Source organism: Rufibacter soli (assembly GCF_054781795.1).
On sequence record NZ_BAAGTS010000006.1, the window covers coordinates 63,090 to 81,424 of the forward strand.

General features: G+C 52.4%; 19 protein-coding genes. 6 read left to right on the forward strand and 13 right to left on the reverse strand.

Annotated features, from left to right (window positions below):
• The first annotated feature begins 3 nt into the window (after positions 1-3).
• From atpG to ACYVJQ_RS18885, 4 genes are all read left to right on the forward strand, one after another.
• Positions 4-894: an ATP synthase F1 subunit gamma gene (atpG, locus tag ACYVJQ_RS18870; RefSeq protein ID WP_460894676.1), complete on the forward strand. Its 891-nt coding sequence runs from the start codon at positions 4-6 to the stop codon at positions 892-894.
• Between the two features lie 197 nt (positions 895-1,091).
• Positions 1,092-2,762, forward strand: a complete 1,671-nt coding sequence (gene pafA, locus ACYVJQ_RS18875) for an alkaline phosphatase PafA (protein ID WP_460894677.1) — start codon at positions 1,092-1,094, stop codon at positions 2,760-2,762.
• Between the two features lie 53 nt (positions 2,763-2,815).
• The gene (locus tag ACYVJQ_RS18880) at positions 2,816-3,352 is read left to right on the forward strand and encodes an inorganic diphosphatase (protein WP_460894833.1); all 537 of its coding nucleotides are present in this window, start codon (positions 2,816-2,818) and stop codon (positions 3,350-3,352) included.
• Positions 3,353-3,558: 206 nt separating this feature from the next.
• Positions 3,559-4,386 carry a UbiA prenyltransferase family protein gene (locus ACYVJQ_RS18885; protein WP_460894678.1) on the forward strand — a complete coding sequence of 276 codons (828 nt, stop codon included), beginning with the start codon at positions 3,559-3,561 and terminating at the stop codon, positions 4,384-4,386.
• 112 nt (positions 4,387-4,498) lie between these two features.
• Here ACYVJQ_RS18885 and ACYVJQ_RS18890 read toward each other — a convergent pair whose 3' ends face one another.
• From ACYVJQ_RS18890 to ACYVJQ_RS18930, 9 genes are all read right to left on the reverse strand, one after another.
• Positions 4,499-6,028, reverse strand: coding sequence for an NAD(P)H-hydrate dehydratase (locus ACYVJQ_RS18890; protein ID WP_460894679.1), 1,530 nt, complete (start codon positions 6,026-6,028; stop codon positions 4,499-4,501).
• Between the two features lie 151 nt (positions 6,029-6,179).
• Positions 6,180-6,941, reverse strand: coding sequence for a phosphatase PAP2 family protein (locus tag ACYVJQ_RS18895; protein ID WP_460894680.1), 762 nt, complete (start codon positions 6,939-6,941; stop codon positions 6,180-6,182).
• A gap of 136 nt (positions 6,942-7,077) precedes the next feature.
• The gene (locus ACYVJQ_RS18900; protein ID WP_460894681.1) at positions 7,078-7,908 is read right to left on the reverse strand and encodes a phosphatase PAP2 family protein; all 831 of its coding nucleotides are present in this window, start codon (positions 7,906-7,908) and stop codon (positions 7,078-7,080) included.
• 43 nt (positions 7,909-7,951) lie between these two features.
• Positions 7,952-9,160 carry an NADH-quinone oxidoreductase subunit D gene (locus ACYVJQ_RS18905; protein WP_460894682.1) on the reverse strand — a complete coding sequence of 403 codons (1,209 nt, stop codon included), beginning with the start codon at positions 9,158-9,160 and terminating at the stop codon, positions 7,952-7,954.
• Positions 9,161-9,218: 58 nt separating this feature from the next.
• Positions 9,219-9,680, reverse strand: coding sequence for a hypothetical protein (locus tag ACYVJQ_RS18910; protein WP_460894683.1), 462 nt, complete (start codon positions 9,678-9,680; stop codon positions 9,219-9,221).
• The gene (locus ACYVJQ_RS18915) at positions 9,673-10,233 is read right to left on the reverse strand and encodes an NADH-quinone oxidoreductase subunit C (protein WP_460894684.1); all 561 of its coding nucleotides are present in this window, start codon (positions 10,231-10,233) and stop codon (positions 9,673-9,675) included. The genes ACYVJQ_RS18910 and ACYVJQ_RS18915 overlap by 8 nt, the downstream gene beginning before the upstream one ends.
• A 3-nt stretch (positions 10,234-10,236) precedes the next feature.
• A complete protein-coding gene (locus ACYVJQ_RS18920) occupies positions 10,237-10,770 on the reverse strand; it encodes an NADH-quinone oxidoreductase subunit B (RefSeq protein WP_460894685.1) in 534 nt (177 codons plus the stop codon).
• A 49-nt stretch (positions 10,771-10,819) separates the two neighbouring features.
• Complete coding sequence (locus tag ACYVJQ_RS18925; protein ID WP_460894686.1) at positions 10,820-11,965, reverse strand: toxin-antitoxin system YwqK family antitoxin; 1,146 nt, start codon at positions 11,963-11,965, stop codon at positions 10,820-10,822.
• Positions 11,966-11,985: 20 nt separating this feature from the next.
• Positions 11,986-12,468: an NADH-quinone oxidoreductase subunit A gene (locus tag ACYVJQ_RS18930; protein ID WP_460894834.1), complete on the reverse strand. Its 483-nt coding sequence runs from the start codon at positions 12,466-12,468 to the stop codon at positions 11,986-11,988.
• Positions 12,469-12,617: 149 nt separating this feature from the next.
• On the opposite strand from ACYVJQ_RS18930, the gene ACYVJQ_RS18935 reads away from it, so the two are divergent.
• Positions 12,618-14,066, forward strand: coding sequence for a thioredoxin-like domain-containing protein (locus ACYVJQ_RS18935; protein WP_460894687.1), 1,449 nt, complete (start codon positions 12,618-12,620; stop codon positions 14,064-14,066).
• Here the strand turns inward: ACYVJQ_RS18935 and ACYVJQ_RS18940 are convergent.
• On the reverse strand, positions 14,047-14,616 hold the full coding sequence (locus ACYVJQ_RS18940) for a DinB family protein (RefSeq protein ID WP_460894688.1): 570 nt from the start codon (positions 14,614-14,616) through the stop codon (positions 14,047-14,049). The genes ACYVJQ_RS18935 and ACYVJQ_RS18940 overlap by 20 nt on opposite strands.
• Before the next feature lie 67 nt (positions 14,617-14,683).
• Positions 14,684-15,235, reverse strand: coding sequence for a Crp/Fnr family transcriptional regulator (locus ACYVJQ_RS18945; RefSeq protein ID WP_460894689.1), 552 nt, complete (start codon positions 15,233-15,235; stop codon positions 14,684-14,686).
• A gap of 222 nt (positions 15,236-15,457) precedes the next feature.
• On the opposite strand from ACYVJQ_RS18945, the gene sdaAA reads away from it, so the two are divergent.
• Complete coding sequence (gene sdaAA, locus ACYVJQ_RS18950; RefSeq protein ID WP_460894690.1) at positions 15,458-16,366, forward strand: L-serine ammonia-lyase, iron-sulfur-dependent, subunit alpha; 909 nt, start codon at positions 15,458-15,460, stop codon at positions 16,364-16,366.
• A gap of 156 nt (positions 16,367-16,522) precedes the next feature.
• Here sdaAA and ACYVJQ_RS18955 read toward each other — a convergent pair whose 3' ends face one another.
• Both ACYVJQ_RS18955 and ACYVJQ_RS18960 read right to left on the reverse strand, forming a co-directional pair.
• Positions 16,523-16,918 (reverse strand): hypothetical protein, encoded by a 396-nt coding sequence (locus tag ACYVJQ_RS18955; RefSeq protein ID WP_460894691.1) that lies wholly within the window; start codon positions 16,916-16,918, stop codon positions 16,523-16,525.
• 220 nt (positions 16,919-17,138) lie between these two features.
• Positions 17,139-18,335: a cation:proton antiporter domain-containing protein gene (locus ACYVJQ_RS18960; protein ID WP_460894692.1), complete on the reverse strand. Its 1,197-nt coding sequence runs from the start codon at positions 18,333-18,335 to the stop codon at positions 17,139-17,141.

The window sequence follows — 18,335 nt, forward strand, 5'->3', positions numbered from 1 at the left end:
TTAATGGCTAGTTTAAAAGAAGTACGTAACCGCATTGTATCGGTAGGATCTACGCAGCAAATCACCAAAGCCATGAAAATGGTGGCGGCGGCTAAGCTGCGCCGGGCCCAGGATAATATCCTGCGCATGCGTCCGTATGCCCAGCGTCTGAACAACATTCTCTCTAACCTCTCAAACGTAAGCAGCGAGGCCGGCGAAAATGTATATGGACAGAAGCGCGATGTACAACGCGTATTGATCATTGCCGTTACTTCAGACCGCGGTCTTTGCGGAGCTTTCAACAGTAACGTGATGAAAGCCGTGAACAACCTTATCAATGAGCGGTACAGTGCCCAGGCAGCAGCCGGTAATGTAGAGATCATGGCCATTGGTAAAAAAGGCCATGAGTTCTTCCACAAGCGCAACATGCCGTTGGCGGGAGATTACACTACTGTATTCAATAATCTTTCCTTTGAGCGGGTACGCGTGGCGGCAGAACAAGCCATGGACGGTTTTGTGGCCGGTACCTATGATCAAGTGGACCTTGTGTACAACGAGTTCAAAAACGTGGCCACCCAGATTGTGCGCACCGAACAGTTGCTTCCCATCCAGGAGAAAACGGAGGAGCAAACAGCCAATCAGGTGGAGTCTGACTATATCTTTGAACCTTCCAAAGAAGAGATTGTGGAGCAGTTGATTCCTAAGTCTCTGAAGATTCAGGTGTACAAGGCCGTGTTGGAATCCAATGCCTCTGAGCACGGTGCCCGTATGACCGCTATGGACAAAGCCACTGAGAACGCCGGTGAGTTATTGAAAGAATTGAAACTGACCTATAACCGAACGCGGCAGGCCGCCATTACCACTGAGATCCTGGAGATTGTGGGTGGTGCTGAGGCGCTGGCAGCCAGTAGATAGACCGTCTAATCACTATACAAGCAGCGCGCCCATTGAAAAATGGGCGTTTTGCTTTTTAGCCAGTGCGTTACGCCCACGTTAAATTTCTGGGCCGAAGCCTGAAATATTAGTCTGGCACGCTGGTACTGGTATCTTTACGTTTTGGGCCTGTTTTTCCAAAAACGGCTCTGAAACATACTTAAGGAAATAAGAAGCGCATGTTGACAAAATTCAAGTCCCCCTGGTTACTGTTTATGGTGCTGTTGCTGGCCACGAGCCCAGGCATGGCCCAGAAAAAGAAGTCTAGAAACGCTACTCCTGAAAAGCCGAAGCTGGTGATTGGGATTGTGGTAGACCAGATGCGCTATGACTACCTCTACCGGTTCTGGGATAAATTCACCAATGACGGCTTTAAGCGGTTAGTCAACCAGGGGTTTAATTTTCAGAACAACCACTATAACTACGTGCCCACCTATACGGGGCCTGGCCATGCTTCCATCTATACTGGTACCACCCCGGCGGTGCACGGCATCATTGGCAATGACTGGTATAACCGCACCACGGGCCGTAACCTCTACTGCGCAGAAGACCAGACAGTGAAAACCGTGGGCAGTACTTCTATAGCCGGGGAAATGTCGCCGGTGAACGTGATCTCCTCCACCATCACAGATGAGCTCAAACTGGCTACCAACCATAAAAGCAAGGTGATTGGGTTGAGCCTGAAAGACCGGGGTTCCATTCTGCCCGCCGGGCACGCCGCTAATGCCGCCTATTGGTTTGACGGCAGCAACGGGGCCATGATCACCAGCACGTTCTACATGACGCAATTACCCGCATGGGTGCAAGCGTTCAACAGCCGTAAACTGGCAGATCAGTACCTAAGCCAGCCCTGGACTACCTTGCTGCCCATTGCCCAATACACAGAAAGCGACCAGGACGACCAACCGTATGAAGGCACCTTTGCCGGGGAAAAGAAGCCGGTTTTCCCGCATGACGTACCAGGGTTGAGAGGAAAGACCTTTGACCTGTTACGCTCACTTCCCGCCGGAAATACCTACACCAAAGACTTTGCCATTGAAGCCATCAAGGCGGAGAATCTGGGCAAAGGAGACGTCACAGATTTTCTGGCTATGAGCTTTTCTTCGCCAGATTACATTGGCCATCAGTTTGGGCCAAATTCCATTGAGGTGCAAGATACCTATCTGCGCCTGGACCGGGACCTGGCTGATTTCCTGAAATTTTTGGACAACCATTTGGGCAAAGAAAACGTTCTGGTTTTTCTAACCGCAGACCACGCCGGGGCTAACAATCCCACGTACCTGAAGAATTACCGCATTCCGGCGGGCACAACCAACGGGGCCATCATGCGTGATTCCCTGGCCAAGCACCTGAACCAAAAATTCGGGAAAGCGGATTACATCATCAAGTTCATGAACCAGCAGATTTACCTGAACCATGAGGTTGCCGAAAGCAAGAAAGTGAATCTGGTGGACCTGCAGGAAGAATGCGCCCGGTTTGTACAGCGCTTTCCGGGAATTATGCGCTCCTTCACGGCAGATGCCCTTATGCGCTCGCATTGGTCAACGGGCATTGGCATGATGATAGAGAATGGGTACATGCCCTATAGGTCTGGAGACGTGATGATGGTATTGCAGCCAGGTTGGTATGACGGTTACGGCCGCGCCGAAATAAAGGGCACCAGCCACGGCACCGCCTGGGGTTATGATACGCACGTCCCGTTGGTATGGTATGGCTGGCAAGTGCCCCAGGGAACATCACACGTAAGAACCAATATAATAGACATTGCCCCCAGCATTGCCGCCTGGCTAAAGATCCAGGAGCCCAACGGAACAACGGGCAAACCCCTGCTGGAATACATGCAGAAGTAACACAACAAGTGAATTAGAGAAAGAGAAATATGTTAGAGACTTCAAAAGTCGCCATGAATCCATGGCATGATGTGGCTTACGGCGAAGACGCGCCTAAGATTGTAACCGGTATTATTGAAATCCCCAAAGGTTCAAAAGCAAAATACGAACTGGACAAAGACAGCGGTATGTTGAAACTGGACCGCGTCTTGTTTTCGGCGGTACACTACCCGGCCAACTACGGCTTTATTCCGCAGACCTACTGTGATGACAAAGACCCCTTGGATATTCTGGTGCTTTGCTCCATAGACGTAGCCCCCATGTGCCTGATTGATGCCAAGGTGATTGGCGTGATGCAGATGATTGACAACAACGAGGAAGATGATAAGATCATCGCCGTAGCAGCCAATGACATGTCTGTGAAGCACTTCAATGATATTTCTGAGTTGCCCCCGCACACTTTGCTTGAGATTCAGCGCTTCTTTGAAGACTATAAGAAGTTAGAGCACAAAGAAGTGATTGTAGAGAACTTCCTGGGCCGCGAAGATGCCTACAAGATCATTGAGCAAAGCATTGAGCTGTACAATACCACCTTTAGAGACCAAAATTAAGGAACAGCCACTGGTTGGTTGTCAGGCGCCACTTCCCGTATAGGAGAGTGGCGCTTTTTTTTGCCCTGACGGACTGCCTTAAAAGCTGGCTCTCCAGAAACAGAAGAATATAGTTGCACCTCTATTTTAAGCAGCCGTATCTTGCTAACCAGAAGGGAAACCTTACCCCGTTGATATCCTATTGCATGAGGCTAGCCAAGAGAATCTTGAAGTTTATTCTGTACAGCAATATCTTTCTTGCCCTGTGCGCTACGGCACTGGTCTGGGAAACCTATCTGCTGACCAGTATGCCTATTTCGCTGCGGTTAGGGGTAATCGTGTTTTTCTCCACGTTCTTTATCTACAATGTAGATAGCCTGCTGCCTTACAAATTCAACCAGGAAGGAGGGCACACGCCCCGGGCCGCCTGGATCCAGAAGAATCGGCTGGAGCTCATTTTCCTGTCGCTGGGCAGTGCCTTGAGCGTGCTTTTCCTGTACTGGACGGCCATCTTTGATTTAAACTTCTGGTTTCTGCTGCATTTGGTAGTAGTGGCTGGACTGTACTCGGTAGCCATTGTGCCAGAGGGTGAACGCTACATTCCGTTACGGGATATTCCCTTGCTGAAGGTGTTTCTCATTGCCTATGTCTGGTCTGCCGTTACTGTGCAGTTGCCGCTCATGGAGGCGGGCAAAGACCTGTTTGCCGGGGAAAACTTGCTCATCTTCCTGCGCCGCTTCTTATTTATTTTTGCCCTAACCCTGGTGTTTGATATTAGAGACCTTTACAAAGACAAACAGAGCGGTACCCTTACGTTCCCGGGCAAGTGGGGCATTTTGAAGACTAAACAAATAGCCTTGGGAGCCCTGCTGTTGTATGTGCTGTTGGCGCCGCTCTCAATGTCCTGGACGGCTACCATTTCTCTGGGACTGGCGGGCATAGGTGCCGGCTTGGTGGTTTGGTATTCCCATCAGTACCGTTCCCAGTATTACTTCCTTATTCTGGCAGATGGCATGATGCTGGTACAGTTTATTCTGGTCTGGTTGCTGTCCTAGATTTTAAGACAGTTTTAAAAAAACCTTTTTTCTGGTTTCGTCAGGTCTGACTACTCTTGAGAGTAACCAACCTTTGTAGGTGCGTTTTGAGCCTGTTTTACTAAAAACAGGCTCAAAACGCACCTACGCCTTCTTGTTCCGCCAGCTTCTTAAAAGCCCTTCCTAAATAGATATACAGGTCTGACGCGATGAGGGAGGCTTGCCCTTCTTGCTCGACGGCCAGGTCTCCGGAGAGCCCATGCAGGTACACGCCTAGCAGACAGGTATCCAGAGGTGAGTAGCCTTGCGCCCGCAGTCCGGTGAGAATTCCGGTAAGCACATCTCCTGCGCCGCCGGTGGCCATGCCGGGGTTGCCAGTGGTGTTAAAGTATAGTGTGCCGTCTGGGCTACCAATGCAGGAATGGGCGCCTTTCAAGACTACATAACAGTTATGTTCCGCACAAAAGGTCTGGAGCAGTTGCAGCCGGTGAAAATCATCAGTAGCCGGGCCCGTGAGGCGCTCAAATTCTTTGGGGTGCGGGGTTAAGATACTGTCTGGGGGCAGGTGTTGCCGAAGGGCGCGGTCAGCGGCCAGCAGGTTCAGGGCATCGGCGTCCAGAACCAGCGGGGGCGGCACCTGCTCTTTGAACAACCGCTCCAGCGCCAGCCGTGACTCTTCGTGCTGCCCCAGCCCAGGGCCTATCCCCAGGCATTGATAGCGGTCCAGCCCTTCCGGGAACTTGGTAAGGTGCAGATCATGGTCATCGGTGAGGGCCATGGCTTCTGGGACGGCGGTCTGCAGAATGGTATAGCCTGCCTGCGGCACCTGAACCGTAAGCAGGCCCACCCCCGCCCGCAAGGCCGCATGGGCCGCCAGCGTGATGGCCCCCATCTTGCCGTAGCTCCCGCCTACCAGCAGCGCGTGGCCGTAGGAACCTTTATGCGAAAATTTGGCTCTTGGTAGTAAAAGACGTTGCGCCATCTCTTTTGTGAGAACCCGGTAAGGTGAGGAAACCTGCTCCAGAAATGTGGGGTACAGACCAATGGGCAATACGTGCCATTCGCCTACAAACGCCCCGGCGGCCGGCAGGAAAAACGTCAGCTTGGGCTGTTCAAAAGACAAAGTAATATCTGCCTTCACCACGGGGCTTTCCTCTGCCAGAGGCGCATCAGCAAAAAGGCCCGATGGTATGTCTATGGCCACCACCGTGGCTTCCTGCCGGTTTATATAGTCCACCATTTCTGCGTACACGCCTTGCAGCGGCCGGGATAAGCCTGAGCCGAAAAGACCGTCCAGGAGGATGCCCAGGGGCGAGACATCGCTCAACCCGGCGGTAGTTTGCAGATGAGCGACGGTGATCTCTTGCGGAAGGCGCTGGAGGTTCTGGTCAAAATCTGGGGAAGTCTTCTGGCCTGAGCCCACCAGAAACACCTGCACGTCATACCCATCCTGGTGCAGAAGCCGGGCCGCCGCCAGGCCATCACCACCGTTATTGCCGGGCCCGCAGAAAACGTAGAACGGCTTATCAGGGGAATACCGTTTCTCCAGCCACTCCACCAGCGCGCCCGCCGCGCGTTCCATCAGGTCTAGGGAAGAAATGGGCTCGTGTGCAATGGTATAGGCATCAGCGTCTCGGGTCTGGGCAGCGGTGAGGATCTTCATTTTAATTGCTGGTTGTTAATTGCTGATTGTTTTTACGTGGAATTTTCCATTGAAGTGAATATTCCAGACGGAAGAAATCATAGGCTATGGCCAGCAACAGAATTGTTTATAACAATCAGCAACCGTCAATTGACAATCAACCATCAGCAATCTAAAACTGCAATGCCATGCCTAGGCCCAGCTGGCCGTTGGGTAGCACCGTGGGCGCGACAGAGGCGTTCAGGCCCTTGTTGCGCAGGAGGCGGTCATGCAGAAAATAGACGGTGTTCACCGAGAGAATACCAATGCCGGCCCCGGCCAGCACATCGGCCATCCAGTGTTCATTGTTGAGGACCCGCATCACCCCCGTGGCCGAGGCGATGGTATAGCTGCCAATACTAATCCATTTGCTCTTGCCCCTGAACTCCTTGTCTACAATGGTGGCAATGGTGAAGGCGTAGGCCGTGTGGCCCGAAGGGAACGCCCGCGGCAACCCGTTGGGCCGTTCCTGGGCCGTGATGATTTTGATGGGGTAAATCACCAGGGTCGTCAAGGCCCCAGACGCCAGCACCAGACCTGTTTGTCGCCTGATGTCATGTTTGTTTTGTGAGGAGAACAGGTTAAACCCGTACAGACCCACAATGGGCACAAAGAAAAGGTAATCGTCTATGTTGTTGCTGAAGTTGGGGAACGCGGAGCGAGCGTCACGGCTGGCGTCATAGCTACTATAAAAACCGTTGTCTTTGATAGTGGAGATGCCCGCCACAATGAGAATAGCCGATGGCAATACCGCCCGTTTCAGGTACTGGTTTGTTGCGGACTTTCCAGGCACCGCCTGCGGCGAAGGAGGGGCTACCACACTAGCGGTAGTGTCTATTACCTGCGCCTGGGCGGTCATTCCTACGGATAAGGTAATCCATAGGAGCGGCGTCATCAAATAAGTTTTAAAGCTCAACGGTAGGGGATTTAAAGGCTGAACGTAAAGATTGAGTTAAAACAAATAGGAATAAGTAAAGCCACCCGTTTTAGGCCCGTTTTCTTAAAAACAGGCCCAAAACGCACCTTCGGCCTTAGTTTAACAGAATGACCATGCCCAGGCCCGGCGAGCCGTTGGGCAAAATGGTGGGCATAAACTGGGCATTGAAGCCTTTGTCTTTGAACCAGCGGTCATTGGCCAGGTACACCAGGTTGGTAGACAGCACGCCTACCCCGGCACCAGCCAGTACATCAGATATCCAGTGGGCATCATTCAAGACCCTGAAAAGGCCGGTGGTGCCGGCGGCGGTATAGCTGGCAATCCCTATCCATTTGCTCTTGCCCTTGAACTCGCGGCTTACCATGGTGGCTACCACAAAAGCGTAGGTGGTGTGGCCAGACGGAAAGGAGTAGTTGTTTTCGCCGTTGGGCCGGGGCTCATTGGTGATTTTTTTCATGGGCCACATGATGGCCGAGGCCAAGGCGCCCGAGGCAGCCAACAGCGCCACCTGCCGCGTAACGGCGTGGCGGTTCTGTGATGACAGCACATCAAAGGCGACCAGGCTTATGGCTGGCGCGAAGATAAGGTAATCGTCTATGTCGGTTTTGAAATTGGGGAAGAGAGTGGTGCGTAGGTCATGCCGAACGTCTTTCCGGTCATAGATGCCGTTGTTGATCATGAGCAAGCCGGTGCCCACAAAGACAGCCGGCATGATAAGGCGTTTGCGCAATTCTCCTTTCTGCAGGTAGGGGTCACGGCCTTTGTCAACAGCCTTAACGGTGTCTGCAGAAACAACATCCTGGCGGGTAGAATCTGCTACCACCTGCGCTTGCGCCGGGGCCGCCAAAAGGGCTACCCAGAGACAGGGCACTACCGCCAAATGCTTTACTTTAGAAAAAAAAGAGGGTAAAAATACGTACATCATAGTTCATGAGAAGTCAGGTTAGAACTTCCGTTTGTACGGTGTTTTACCGGTCTAGTTCGCCCAACACAATGTCTACGGAGCCCACAATGGCAATGAGGTCTGAAACCATGCAGCCTTTGCTTATTTCAGGGAGTACTGATAGGTTAGAAAAGCAGGGCGAACGGCCCTTGCAGCGGAACGGCACATCGGTGCGGCCGGTGGTCCGGAAGAAATAGCCCAGCTCGCCCCGCGGGGTCTCGGCTCTAAAATAAAAGTCCTGGGCCACGGGCCGAATTTTCTTGGGGCATAGGGCCTGCGGGTCAAAGTCTGGGGTGCGTTTATGGTCGCCTTCCAGTTGATCTAAGCACTGGGCAATGATCTTGAGGCTCTCGCGGCACTCCTGCGCCCGCACGTAGTTTCTATCCCAGCAATCGCCCACGGCGCCCGCAAGGCCCAAGCCTACGGGTATGTCAAAGTCCAGCTCTGGGTATACTGAGTAGCCGTCTACGCGCCGCAAATCAAACCTAAGGCCTGAACCTCTAAGCATGGGGCCCGAGCAGCCGTAGTTGATAGCCACGTCTAGGGGCAAGGTGCCTACGTTGGCGGTTCGGTCAATAAAGATTTTATTGTGCAGCAGCAGGGTGTCCAGTTCGTCTAGCTTGGGTTGCAGGTACTGAATAAACTCGCGGCAGCGCTGCTCAAAGCCTACCGGCAAATCATAGTACAGCCCACCCACCCAGATGTAGTTGTAGAGCATACGCGCCCCCGTGACCCACTCCAGCAGGCGCTGGATATGTTCGCGGTCGCGCATGAGCCACAGAAACGGCGTGAAAGCCCCAATATCAATACCGTAGGTGCCAATAGCGATGAAGTGCGAGGCAATGCGGTTGAGTTCGGCCATAAGCACCCGTATGTACTCCACGCGCTTGGGCAGTTGCCCGTCCAGGCCCAGCATTTTCTCCACGGCCATGCACCACACGTGCTCTGAGTTCATAGCCGCCAGGTAGTCCATGCGGTCCACGTACGGAATAGTCTGCTGGTAAGTGAGGGCCTCGGCGTGTTTCTCAAAGCAGCGGTGCAGGTAGCCTATGTGCGGCACCACGTCCACCACCAGTTCACCGTCGGTGATCACCTCCAGGCGCAGTACTCCGTGCGTGGCCGGGTGCTGCGGCCCCATGTTGAGCAGGAGCTCACCGTGCTGCAGGTTTTTCAGGCTGAACTTATTGGGCTCAGACTGCAGCAGGTACTGGGTATATTGGGTTTGGGTGGCCAAGGGGTTTTGCGTTTTGGGGCTACTTTCTGAAAAACAGGCTGGAAACAGGAAAATAAGTTTATAATGTACTTCCTACTTCCACGCGCAACGTCATGTCATCTGCCGTGTGTAGTACCTGGTCTTTCCCGGCTGAGGTAAGTGAAAAGGTGCGGCTCTGCTGGTTGAACAGGTAGTGCATCTGGTTTCCCCAGCTGTCTTTGGCCAGGTCTCTTTTCTGCGGGTCATTGGCTATCACCTCCTTTAGGGAAACTGGTAACATGGACTGGGTTTGCCGGTGATGCACAATAATCCTGCTCAGGCTGTCCAGTTTATTGGAGGTGTTTCTTTGCTTAAAGTAGGTGTCTGTCAGGAAACTGGTTAAAACCAGGACCCCGAAAAATGCCAGGAACAGCAGAAGCGCAACCCTTAGCACCTGCCACAGCTTTCTCAACCAAGCCAAAGGGGCCAATCTTATTCCTTCTGTGTTTCTGGCGGTTCTAATGTTCAGGAGCAAAGAGAGGAAGTCCAGGAGTTTATACATGGGTGGTAGGGTTCAGCCATTCGTTTTTAAAACCATTCTCTTCATTGTGGCGGTCATAGGGTACTTTAATGCCGTGGTATTCCTGAGGCCAGACGTAATCTTTCCGGAGGGGGTGGCCTTGCCAATCGGCGGGGCAGAGAATGCGGCGCAGGTCTGGGTGCTGGATAAACCCGATGCCCACCAGATCAAACACTTCGCGCTCGTGCCAATCGGCGGAACGCCAGACAGAACTCACGGTGGGCACTTCTGGCAAGGGTTCTTCCGGGGCATTGCGGGATACCTGTACCTTAAGGGCCAAGTGATGGTTGTAGGGGATAGAGTACAGGTGGTAGAGCACCTCCAGGGTGCCCGCCTCAGGGCCGTTGTCTACGCCGGTGAGGCAGGAAAGAAAATCAAAATACGTTTGCTCATGGTCATGCAAAAACTCAGCTACCTGGGCAATCTGCGCTGGCGCGATGAGCAGGAACGACTGGTGGGGGTGTATTTCTTCGCCTAAAATAATTTCTGGGCCAAAGCGGGTGAGCAGCAGTTGGTGGAGTTCTGGAAAGGTCATGGGCTACACGTTAGAGGATGGTTCCTGTTTCTGCATGAGCTTGAGCACCGCCTTGGGCGCTGCCACCACTCTCTCTTTTCTGATAATGGCCTGCAGTTCTAGAAAACCGCCAATGAGAGCCTCGGGGCGGGGCGGGCAGCCTGGCACGTACACGTCAACGGGTATAATGCGGTCCACGCCCTTCACTACGTGGTAGCCGTGCTCCCAGTAAGGGCCGCCGCAGTTAGAACAGCTGCCCATGGAAATAACGTACCGCGGCTCAGGCATCTGCTCGTAAAGGCGCCGGATGCGGTCGGCCATCTTGAAGGTGACGGTGCCGGCCACAATCATGACATCACTTTGCCTAGGCGAAGGCCTTGGAATGACGCCCAGCCGGTCCAAATCATAGGCGGGCCCGTAGGCGCCCATCATCTCAATGGCGCAGCAAGCCAAGCCAAACCCCATGGGCCACAGCGCCGAGAGCCGGGCCCAGTTGAGCAGGTCATCTACCTTGGCAATGACCACGCCGCCTTCGCCGGTTTTGTCTGTTGGGGTCATGGGTGCGTTTTAAGGGTGTTTTTGGAAAAAGAGGCTTGAAACGGTTATGTTATTTAACGGGTCCGGCGTACCCAAACCGCATATTAACTCTGCCATAGTCAGGGATAATATTGTAGGTCATATTGAAATCTATGGGCTTGCCATCCTTTAACCCAGGTACCCAATCGCCTAGAGAGGCCAGTGCTCTTCTTAAAACGTCAACTACTAGCTTGGTTTCGTCTTTTTCAGCAAAACTCATTTCTACGTTTTTTGACGCCAATTCAATATCCTTCACCTTGCCGTTGGAGTCAATGATAAAAGTGAATTTAAGTGGCGCCTTATACTGTGCTACCACCCTTCCAACTTCGCTTCTGATAATCCTCTCCGCTAATAGCCGTGATACTTCGGTCAGGTCTTTAGTAGTGTGCTTGTATTTGGGAAGGGTAATGCTGTTTTTTAGCCTACTAGTGATTTTAGGGCAGGCCTTTAGCCTGGTAAACTTTTCTGCGGCAATAGAATGAAGAACAGGCAGTAAAATGATACGGGAACGGTCATTGTAGGTGTTGCCGGTTCGGGCGTTAGGGAAGGAACCTTTGATAAATTTTCCGGCGGTAAATTCTTCTTTAGATAAGATGGTACCATTACGGAACCCATAGGTCCATTTGCCATCTGGTACGCCATCTTTCAAAACCCCCTTGATTAAATACGTGTTGATTTCCTGCTCAAAAAGCCCATTCCCTTTTGAGACCGTCTGTTTCCCGTTTTCGTCCCAGGCAGACTCAATCACGTAATCGTTATCACTGAAAATAATGCTGGCCTGCAGGCTGCCGTCTGGCCTGAATAATTCCCAGGTGCCTTTTCTTTGGTCATCTTGGTAATTGCCAGTGAAATACACTGAACCATTCTCATGAAACTGCTTAAATAAGCCATTCTTCTTTTTGCCAGAATAAAATCCTGAGAACAGTAACGTGCTGTCCTGCAGCTTATAATCTTTGAATTCACCTGTGAAGAAAGCCTCTGGGGTAATTTTAGTGAGGCGGTAATAGACCGCGCAGGCGGGTTCTACCAGGTTCCAGCTATAATCATAGTAAAACAGAACACTGTCCTGGGTTAGGCTCTTATAAAAGTCAAGGTTTTCTGCTTCTGTACTCTGGGCTTGGGCCGGGACGCTAAAAAGGAATAAGCTAAGAAGGGGGATAAGTAAAAATGTACGCATGTATAGAATATTGAATAAAGTTACTTCTGCCGGTACCGCTCGTTCACCTGCTCATAAAGACTGGCCGGTATGGTAGACCTGCTCTTGGGCAGCACCGGCTTGGGTTTAATCCAGTCCAGGTGGCCTTTAACCCAAGCGTAGGCCAGGCCCAGCGCCAGCACGCCCAGAAAGAAAACCATCTCGGCCAGTGCGTACCAGCCCCAGGCGCCGTTGGTGCTTTCCACCAGTTCACGGTTGCCAAACACTACCGCCCAGGGGAACAGAAAGGCCAGCTCTACGTCAAACAACAGAAAGATCAGGGCAATGACATAGAACCGGGGGTTAAAGGCACCCCAGGCGCTGCCCAAGGCTTCTTCGCCAGACTCATAGGTGGCCAGCTTCTCAGCGTTAGGCCGGTGGGGCCTGATGAGGCGGCTGGTGAGCATACCCAGGGCAATAAAGACCACCCCTCCAATCAGGAAGAGCAGGATAACCCCGAAATCTGAGTAATAGGCAGGCTGCATGAACACCAGGTATTTATCCAAAAATAAGGTTTTCTCCTGACATGCTCCGCTCCTTTTTGTTTTCCCTAAACCGTAACCTTTTGGCGGAGAAAGGAGTTTTTTAAAAATTACCCCGCTATATAGCACTTCTTGAATTTAACCTTCCTTCTATGCTTACCGGACGTGTCAACGCCCCTGAGATAAATACCCGCCACGGCTGGCTCAATACTGATCGTGCCTATTCCCTAAAGGAGTTCAGGGGCAAGATTGTGTTGCTGGATTTTTGGACGTTTGGCTGCATTAACTGCCAGCACCTGCTGCCCGACCTGAAGCGCCTGGAGAGGGAATATGCCCAGGAATTGGTGGTGATAGGAGTTCATTCGGCTAAGTTCCACGCCGAAAAGCAGCAGAACGCCATCCGGCAGGCCATCCTTAAATTCGGGATTGAGCACCCCGTGGTGAACGACGCTGATTTTGAGGTCTGGAAGCAGTACGCGATCAATGCCTGGCCCACTGTGGTGCTCATTGACCCCAACGGGAAAGTAGTGGGCCAGAAGCCCGGAGAAGGCATCTATGACGTCATTAAGCCCTACCTGGATGACCTGATCCAGACGTTTGGGGATAAAATTGACCGCAGAACCTTCCCCTTCAAGGCTGAAACCACGGAGGCCTTTACCCTTAAATTCCCTTCAAAGCTCATCGCGGATGACCAGGGGCACCTTTACCTTTCTGACAGTGGCCACAACAGAATCCTGAAACTGGATACCACCGGGCAGATACTGGAAATCCTTGGCAGCGGCGAGCAAGGCTTTACCGATGGGCCCGCAACTGAGGCCTCTTTCCATGAGCCGCACGGCCTGGCGCTGCATGAGGGGTTTCTGTACGTAGCCGATGCCAAGAACAATGCCCTCCGGAAGGTGAACCTGGTCACCAGGGAAGTGACTACGGTGGTCGGTACCGGTGAATTGAGCTACTATTTTTTCCATGAGGAAACAGGCGTGCCCGTGAACCCCAATAGCCCCTGGGACCTGGCCCTAGACCAAAACAACCTCTACGTGGCCAGCGCCGGAAACCACCAGATCCTGCGCCTGGATCTGCAGACCCAGCAACTTTACCGCTTTGCCGGCACCGGCCGCGAGGCCCTGGCCGACGGTACCTTACACGAGGCCGCCTTCAATCAACCCAGCGGTCTGGCGTTGGTCAACCGCACGCTGTATGTGGCAGACCCAGAGGCCAGCGCCATCAGGGCCGTTGATTTGGACAAGGCTTCTGTGACTACCCTTATAGGCCGCGGCCTTTTTGAGTTTGGCGATGAAGACGGTGATTTTGATGAGGCCTTTTTGCAGCACTGTATGGGTATTTCGGCCCATGCCGGAAACCTGTACCTAGCAGACACCTACAACGGTAAAATCAAGGTAATGAACCTGGCAAAGGAACGCATTAAAACCGTGGTGGCCGGTCTTCAGGAACCCAACGACGTGCTGGTGCACCATGGCTTTCTCTGGATCACCAACACCAACGCGCATGAACTCTGGAAAGTGAATCTGGAAACCTGGGAAAAAGAAGTAGTAGACGTGCGGGAGCCGGCAACCCTACCCGCTACACCGCCAATCGGATAGGTTCCTGGGCTTGTTCCTTCACGCGCTTGGCCTGCAAAAGGTGGCGTTCTTGGTGAAGCACCAGAAATTCCAGGGCCTCGCCGGTACGCATCTTCAGTAGCCGCAAAAATTCCACCGGAATCGCTTTTTTGTTGAGGTCTGCTTTGGGCGCCGTTGCCAAGAGAGATAAAAGCCTTTCCTGGTGCTGCAGGAACTCCTGCAGGACGGCAGGGGTGAGTTGGCTGTTGTGCGGGTTCATGTGTTTGAGGGTCTTGTGCTTCTTGGCGTTGGCAGGATTGACTAGTTCCAGGGACTTTTTGCCCATCCAGGAGTAACGTATGGTTTGGGGCACTTGGGCGGCAGCGGGCGCAGACAAAGCCTTTTCCAGGTGCGGTAGGTAAAAGCGGGCGTAGCGGTTCAGGTGTTCCAGGCACTCTAAGATGCTCCACCCGGTGGCATGGGGCTTGAAATTGAGAGCTTGAGGGTTCAAAGCGAGGAATTGGTTTTGCACCAGGGCCTGCTGGGCTTGGGCCTGCTGCTTTAGTTGGATGATGAAAGTGGCTGTTTCCATGGCAGTTATCTTTTTTTTAGTAAAGGTAAAAACCCGTTCACTGCCAATCCTTGATCCAAATCAAGATTTACATAATGCGGCTCAGGGTCTCTGGGGTCATGCGCAGGTAGGAGGCAATATATTTACGGGGCACCAGCTGGAAAATGTGCGGGCTTCTATTTAAAAGGCGCTCCAGTCGCTGGGCGGGGTCGGGGAGTTGCAGGTCTACCTCGCGTTCAATTTTTCCGGCCAGCGCCTTTTCCAGTTCCATGCGCCAGAACTTCCCAAATACGGGTCGTTTTTCCTGAATTAAATCAAAATCAGTTTTGGAGATGGCCAGCAGCTCGCTGCGGCGCAGGGCCTGTATACAATACGTAGAAGGCGTTTGGCTAACCAAAGACGGGAAAGCGGTGATTAAGGTGTTGGGGTAGGCAAAGCCCACGCAGATTTCCTCATGGGGCGTTGGCAGGTACAGCCGCAGGGTTCCACTTTCCACAAAATAGAGGTGTTGCTCTACCTGTCCTTCCCTGATCAGGAAATCTGAGCGGTTCACCCGCAGGCGCTTCTTCCAGAGGGGCAGGAAAGCGGCAATGTCCTCAGGGGTAAAATACGGCACTTGTTGTAAGAGCGAGGCCAGCATAGGAAACCTGTTTTATGGCCAATTTCCTAAAAATAAGCCAGAAACGCACCAGGAACTAATGTTCGCTTTATTTCGCTTCTGTAAGTAGACCCATGGCAGATATCTCTTTTCTTTCACGTACTTTTAAAGGCTAAACACTTTTTTAGGACAAGTTGGCGTAGAAGAAGAGAAGAGCCTGTGCAGGTTTTATTTCTTTTTACCTTGATCTTTTGCCTTACAGATATGTCACTACTTTTTAATGATTTCGCTAGTTGGGAACGCCACTGCCAGGCCACCGGGGAACCGTTGTACCAGGCAGTGCTGGCCTATGAGATAGAGCAGAAGGGCCGCACCGAAGAAGAGATCTGGGACGGCCTGCAGCGTGCCTATGACGTAATGCGCGATGCCGTGAAAACCGGCCTCACCCAGGACATGACCTCGCGGTCTGGCATGGTAAAGAACGGCGCCAAAAAAGTGGCTGCCGCTCCGGTGACCGTCTTGTCCCCTGACTTCCAGATGCTCATTAGCCGGGCGCTGGGGGCCAAGGAAGTGAACTCCTGCATGGGCCGCGTGGTGGCCGCCCCCACCGCCGGGGCCTCGGGTATTCTGCCGGGCATCTTAACCACCATTCAGGACCTACACAAACTAGACGACCATAAAATATTGGAAGGCCTGTTGGTAGCCGCGGGCATCGCCTTGATTATTGAAACCAACGCCTCTCTGGCCGGGGCCGTGGGCGGTTGCCAGGCTGAAACCGGCAGTGCTGCCGCTATGGGCGCCGGCGCTATTGTCTATTGCCTGGGCGGTACGGTAGAGCAGGTATTTGCCGCCGTGGCCATTACCATCCAGTGCATGCTGGGCCTCATCTGTGACCCCGTGGCCGGATTGGTAGAGGTGCCCTGTATTGTGCGTAACGCCAGCGCGGCGGCCATTGCGTTCTCCAGCGCCCAGATTGCCATTGCCGGTGTAAACCCGGTCATCCCCGTAGACCAGTGCGTGATGGCGCTAGGGGAGGTTGGCCAGAGCATGGAAACCAAATACAAAGAAACCGCCCTCGGCGGATTAGCCAATACCCCCAGAGGCCGCGAAATTGAAAAGCTGGTACTGGTAGAAAACGTAGAAATACTCCCTGACGAAGACGAGGTGGAGTAACTGATTTTGCTTCATTGCCAGGAAGTCCGTTTTGGGCCCGTTTTTCAGAAAACAGGCTCAAAACGGACTTCTGCTGTAAAAGAGGGTGGAGGAGGAAGCTTTCTGTTTTAGGCACGTTTTTAGAAAAACAGCTTTAAAACAGAAATGGGCTAGGGCTTATTTTTTGGTGACAATGTTTAGGAACTGCTCTGCGGCATCCCAACTTAACCTTAGCGGGTGGTGCTTGTCCTGCGTGTAGACTTCAATCTTCTCAATCTGATTCACATCTGCCAGGAAATGCCCGGGATGCACGGGCCTTTTGTTCACCAGCACCCGCAGTTGCCGCTGCTGGGCAGGCACGGCAAAGTAATCCAGCACGTCTTCCAGCTTGAGCAGCGGTTTCTTGTGTTTGAGTTCTATCTGTACTACCCCGTTGCGGGCCTTGTAACCCATAGAGGCCAGAATAGCTGAATCCTGGTACGTCTTTACAATCTTAATTTCAGAAGGGTTTACCAACAAAGAAGAGTAGGTGGTTTCCTGGCTTCCTAAAAGGAGCAACGGCTCATTTTTCATGGAGGTTATTCCATTAAACCGCTGGAAAGGCCTTCCGTCCAGGACAGGCAAATACTGCCCCGCCTGTGACTGCGCCTGAACTGCCGTGCAGAATATCAATGCCAGAGTACATAAGGCCAGCTTCTTCATATACTGTAAACTATAAAATTCACGTCAGAATTGCCTTCTGTGGCAGCACTATTTGAAAGCAAGGCGTAATCCTTTTCCCCTATTCCTAAACTTAATAGTTAGGAATCTCATTCACGTCATTCTTGGTGAGCAGCAGGCCCATCATCATGAGCAGGCTGGAGAGCAGCACCACAAAAAACAGCACGCTTTCATTCATGCCCACAATGGCGTATTCAGACGGGATGCTGTAGAAAAGCAGAATGGTAATGAGGCCGCGGGGGGCAATGAACAGCTCCGGGATAAGCGGTACCCGGGCAATGTACTGCAGGTAAACGTAGCGCACCAGCAAGATAATGGTAAAGATGGTGAACCCCAGCACCCACACGTCCAGCTGGTACAGGTCCTGCAGGTTAATGGAAAACCCGAACAGCAGGAAAAAGAACGTCCTGATCACAAAGGCACTCTCGCCGTTGATCTGCTTGAGTTGCACAATCTCAGACTGCAAAGACTGCAGGTTAATGTACTTGGCTAGTTTCCCTTTCAGGAAGAGCACCGCGTTGTTGAGCATCAGGCCGAAGATGAGTACCATGAGCAAAGAGGAGAGGTGCAGTTTCTTGCCAATGGAGTAGAGAAGCACAAGAATGGCAATGATCAGGAAAAATTTGATGTGGCTTTTGATCTTGTCCACAAAGAAGAGCAGCACCAGGCAGCAGACAACGGAGATCACAAAGATGCTCAACAGGTCTACCGTAAGGCCCACAAAAGACCCCAGCCCCACGGTGGGGTTCTGAATAGCGAAGTTGAAGGCAATAATCCCGATAATGTCTGAGAAGGTGGCCTCATAGACAATGAATTCCCGCTTTTCTGGGGTAAGGTTGGCTACGCTGGGAATAGCAATGGCGCTACTGATCACCGCCAGCGGAATAGCATTGATGATGGCCGTGTAATAGGGCACGTTCAGCCAGAAATTCACGAACCAGGCAATAAGCGCGGTGGTAATAAGCAGGGTGAGGGTGGCGGTGATGAGCGTTTTTCTGATGAGGGGCAGCTTTTCACGCTTCAGCTCCAGGTCCAGGGCGCCCTCCAGCACAATCAAAATCAAGCCTATAATGCCAAACAGTTCCAGAATATTCCGGAGGCCGGGTAACGTCACGTTGAAATACTTGGCAGCCAGCTGCAGCAGAATACCGGTGGTAAGAAGCAGAATAACAGAGGGGATCTTGGAACGCTTGGCCGCGATGTCAAACACGTAGGAAAGGACAATCAGGCTGCTAAGGATAATGAGAAAGGTGTAGGCGTCTAAAGTCAT

What these genes read in the sequence shown, in the direction of transcription:
- atpG (WP_460894676.1), top strand. Translation starts at nt 4, where the DNA reads ATGGCTAGTTTAAAAGAAGTACGTAACCGCATTGTATCGGTAGGATCT.
- pafA (WP_460894677.1), top strand. Translation starts at nt 1,092, where the DNA reads ATGTTGACAAAATTCAAGTCCCCCTGGTTACTGTTTATGGTGCTGTTG.
- ACYVJQ_RS18880 (WP_460894833.1), top strand. Translation starts at nt 2,816, where the DNA reads ATGAATCCATGGCATGATGTGGCTTACGGCGAAGACGCGCCTAAGATT.
- ACYVJQ_RS18890 (WP_460894679.1), bottom strand. Translation starts at nt 6,028, where the DNA reads ATGAAGATCCTCACCGCTGCCCAGACCCGAGACGCTGATGCCTATACC.
- ACYVJQ_RS18895 (WP_460894680.1), bottom strand. Translation starts at nt 6,941, where the DNA reads ATGACGCCGCTCCTATGGATTACCTTATCCGTAGGAATGACCGCCCAG.
- ACYVJQ_RS18900 (WP_460894681.1), bottom strand. Translation starts at nt 7,908, where the DNA reads ATGATGTACGTATTTTTACCCTCTTTTTTTTCTAAAGTAAAGCATTTG.
- ACYVJQ_RS18910 (WP_460894683.1), bottom strand. Translation starts at nt 9,680, where the DNA reads ATGTATAAACTCCTGGACTTCCTCTCTTTGCTCCTGAACATTAGAACC.
- ACYVJQ_RS18915 (WP_460894684.1), bottom strand. Translation starts at nt 10,233, where the DNA reads ATGACCTTTCCAGAACTCCACCAACTGCTGCTCACCCGCTTTGGCCCA.
- ACYVJQ_RS18920 (WP_460894685.1), bottom strand. Translation starts at nt 10,770, where the DNA reads ATGACCCCAACAGACAAAACCGGCGAAGGCGGCGTGGTCATTGCCAAG.
- ACYVJQ_RS18925 (WP_460894686.1), bottom strand. Translation starts at nt 11,965, where the DNA reads ATGCGTACATTTTTACTTATCCCCCTTCTTAGCTTATTCCTTTTTAGC.
- ACYVJQ_RS18930 (WP_460894834.1), bottom strand. Translation starts at nt 12,468, where the DNA reads ATGCAGCCTGCCTATTACTCAGATTTCGGGGTTATCCTGCTCTTCCTG.
- ACYVJQ_RS18935 (WP_460894687.1), top strand. Translation starts at nt 12,618, where the DNA reads ATGCTTACCGGACGTGTCAACGCCCCTGAGATAAATACCCGCCACGGC.
- ACYVJQ_RS18940 (WP_460894688.1), bottom strand. Translation starts at nt 14,616, where the DNA reads ATGGAAACAGCCACTTTCATCATCCAACTAAAGCAGCAGGCCCAAGCC.
- ACYVJQ_RS18945 (WP_460894689.1), bottom strand. Translation starts at nt 15,235, where the DNA reads ATGCTGGCCTCGCTCTTACAACAAGTGCCGTATTTTACCCCTGAGGAC.
- sdaAA (WP_460894690.1), top strand. Translation starts at nt 15,458, where the DNA reads ATGTCACTACTTTTTAATGATTTCGCTAGTTGGGAACGCCACTGCCAG.
- ACYVJQ_RS18955 (WP_460894691.1), bottom strand. Translation starts at nt 16,918, where the DNA reads ATGAAAAATGAGCCGTTGCTCCTTTTAGGAAGCCAGGAAACCACCTAC.
- ACYVJQ_RS18960 (WP_460894692.1), bottom strand. Translation starts at nt 18,335, where the DNA reads ATGACTTTAGACGCCTACACCTTTCTCATTATCCTTAGCAGCCTGATT.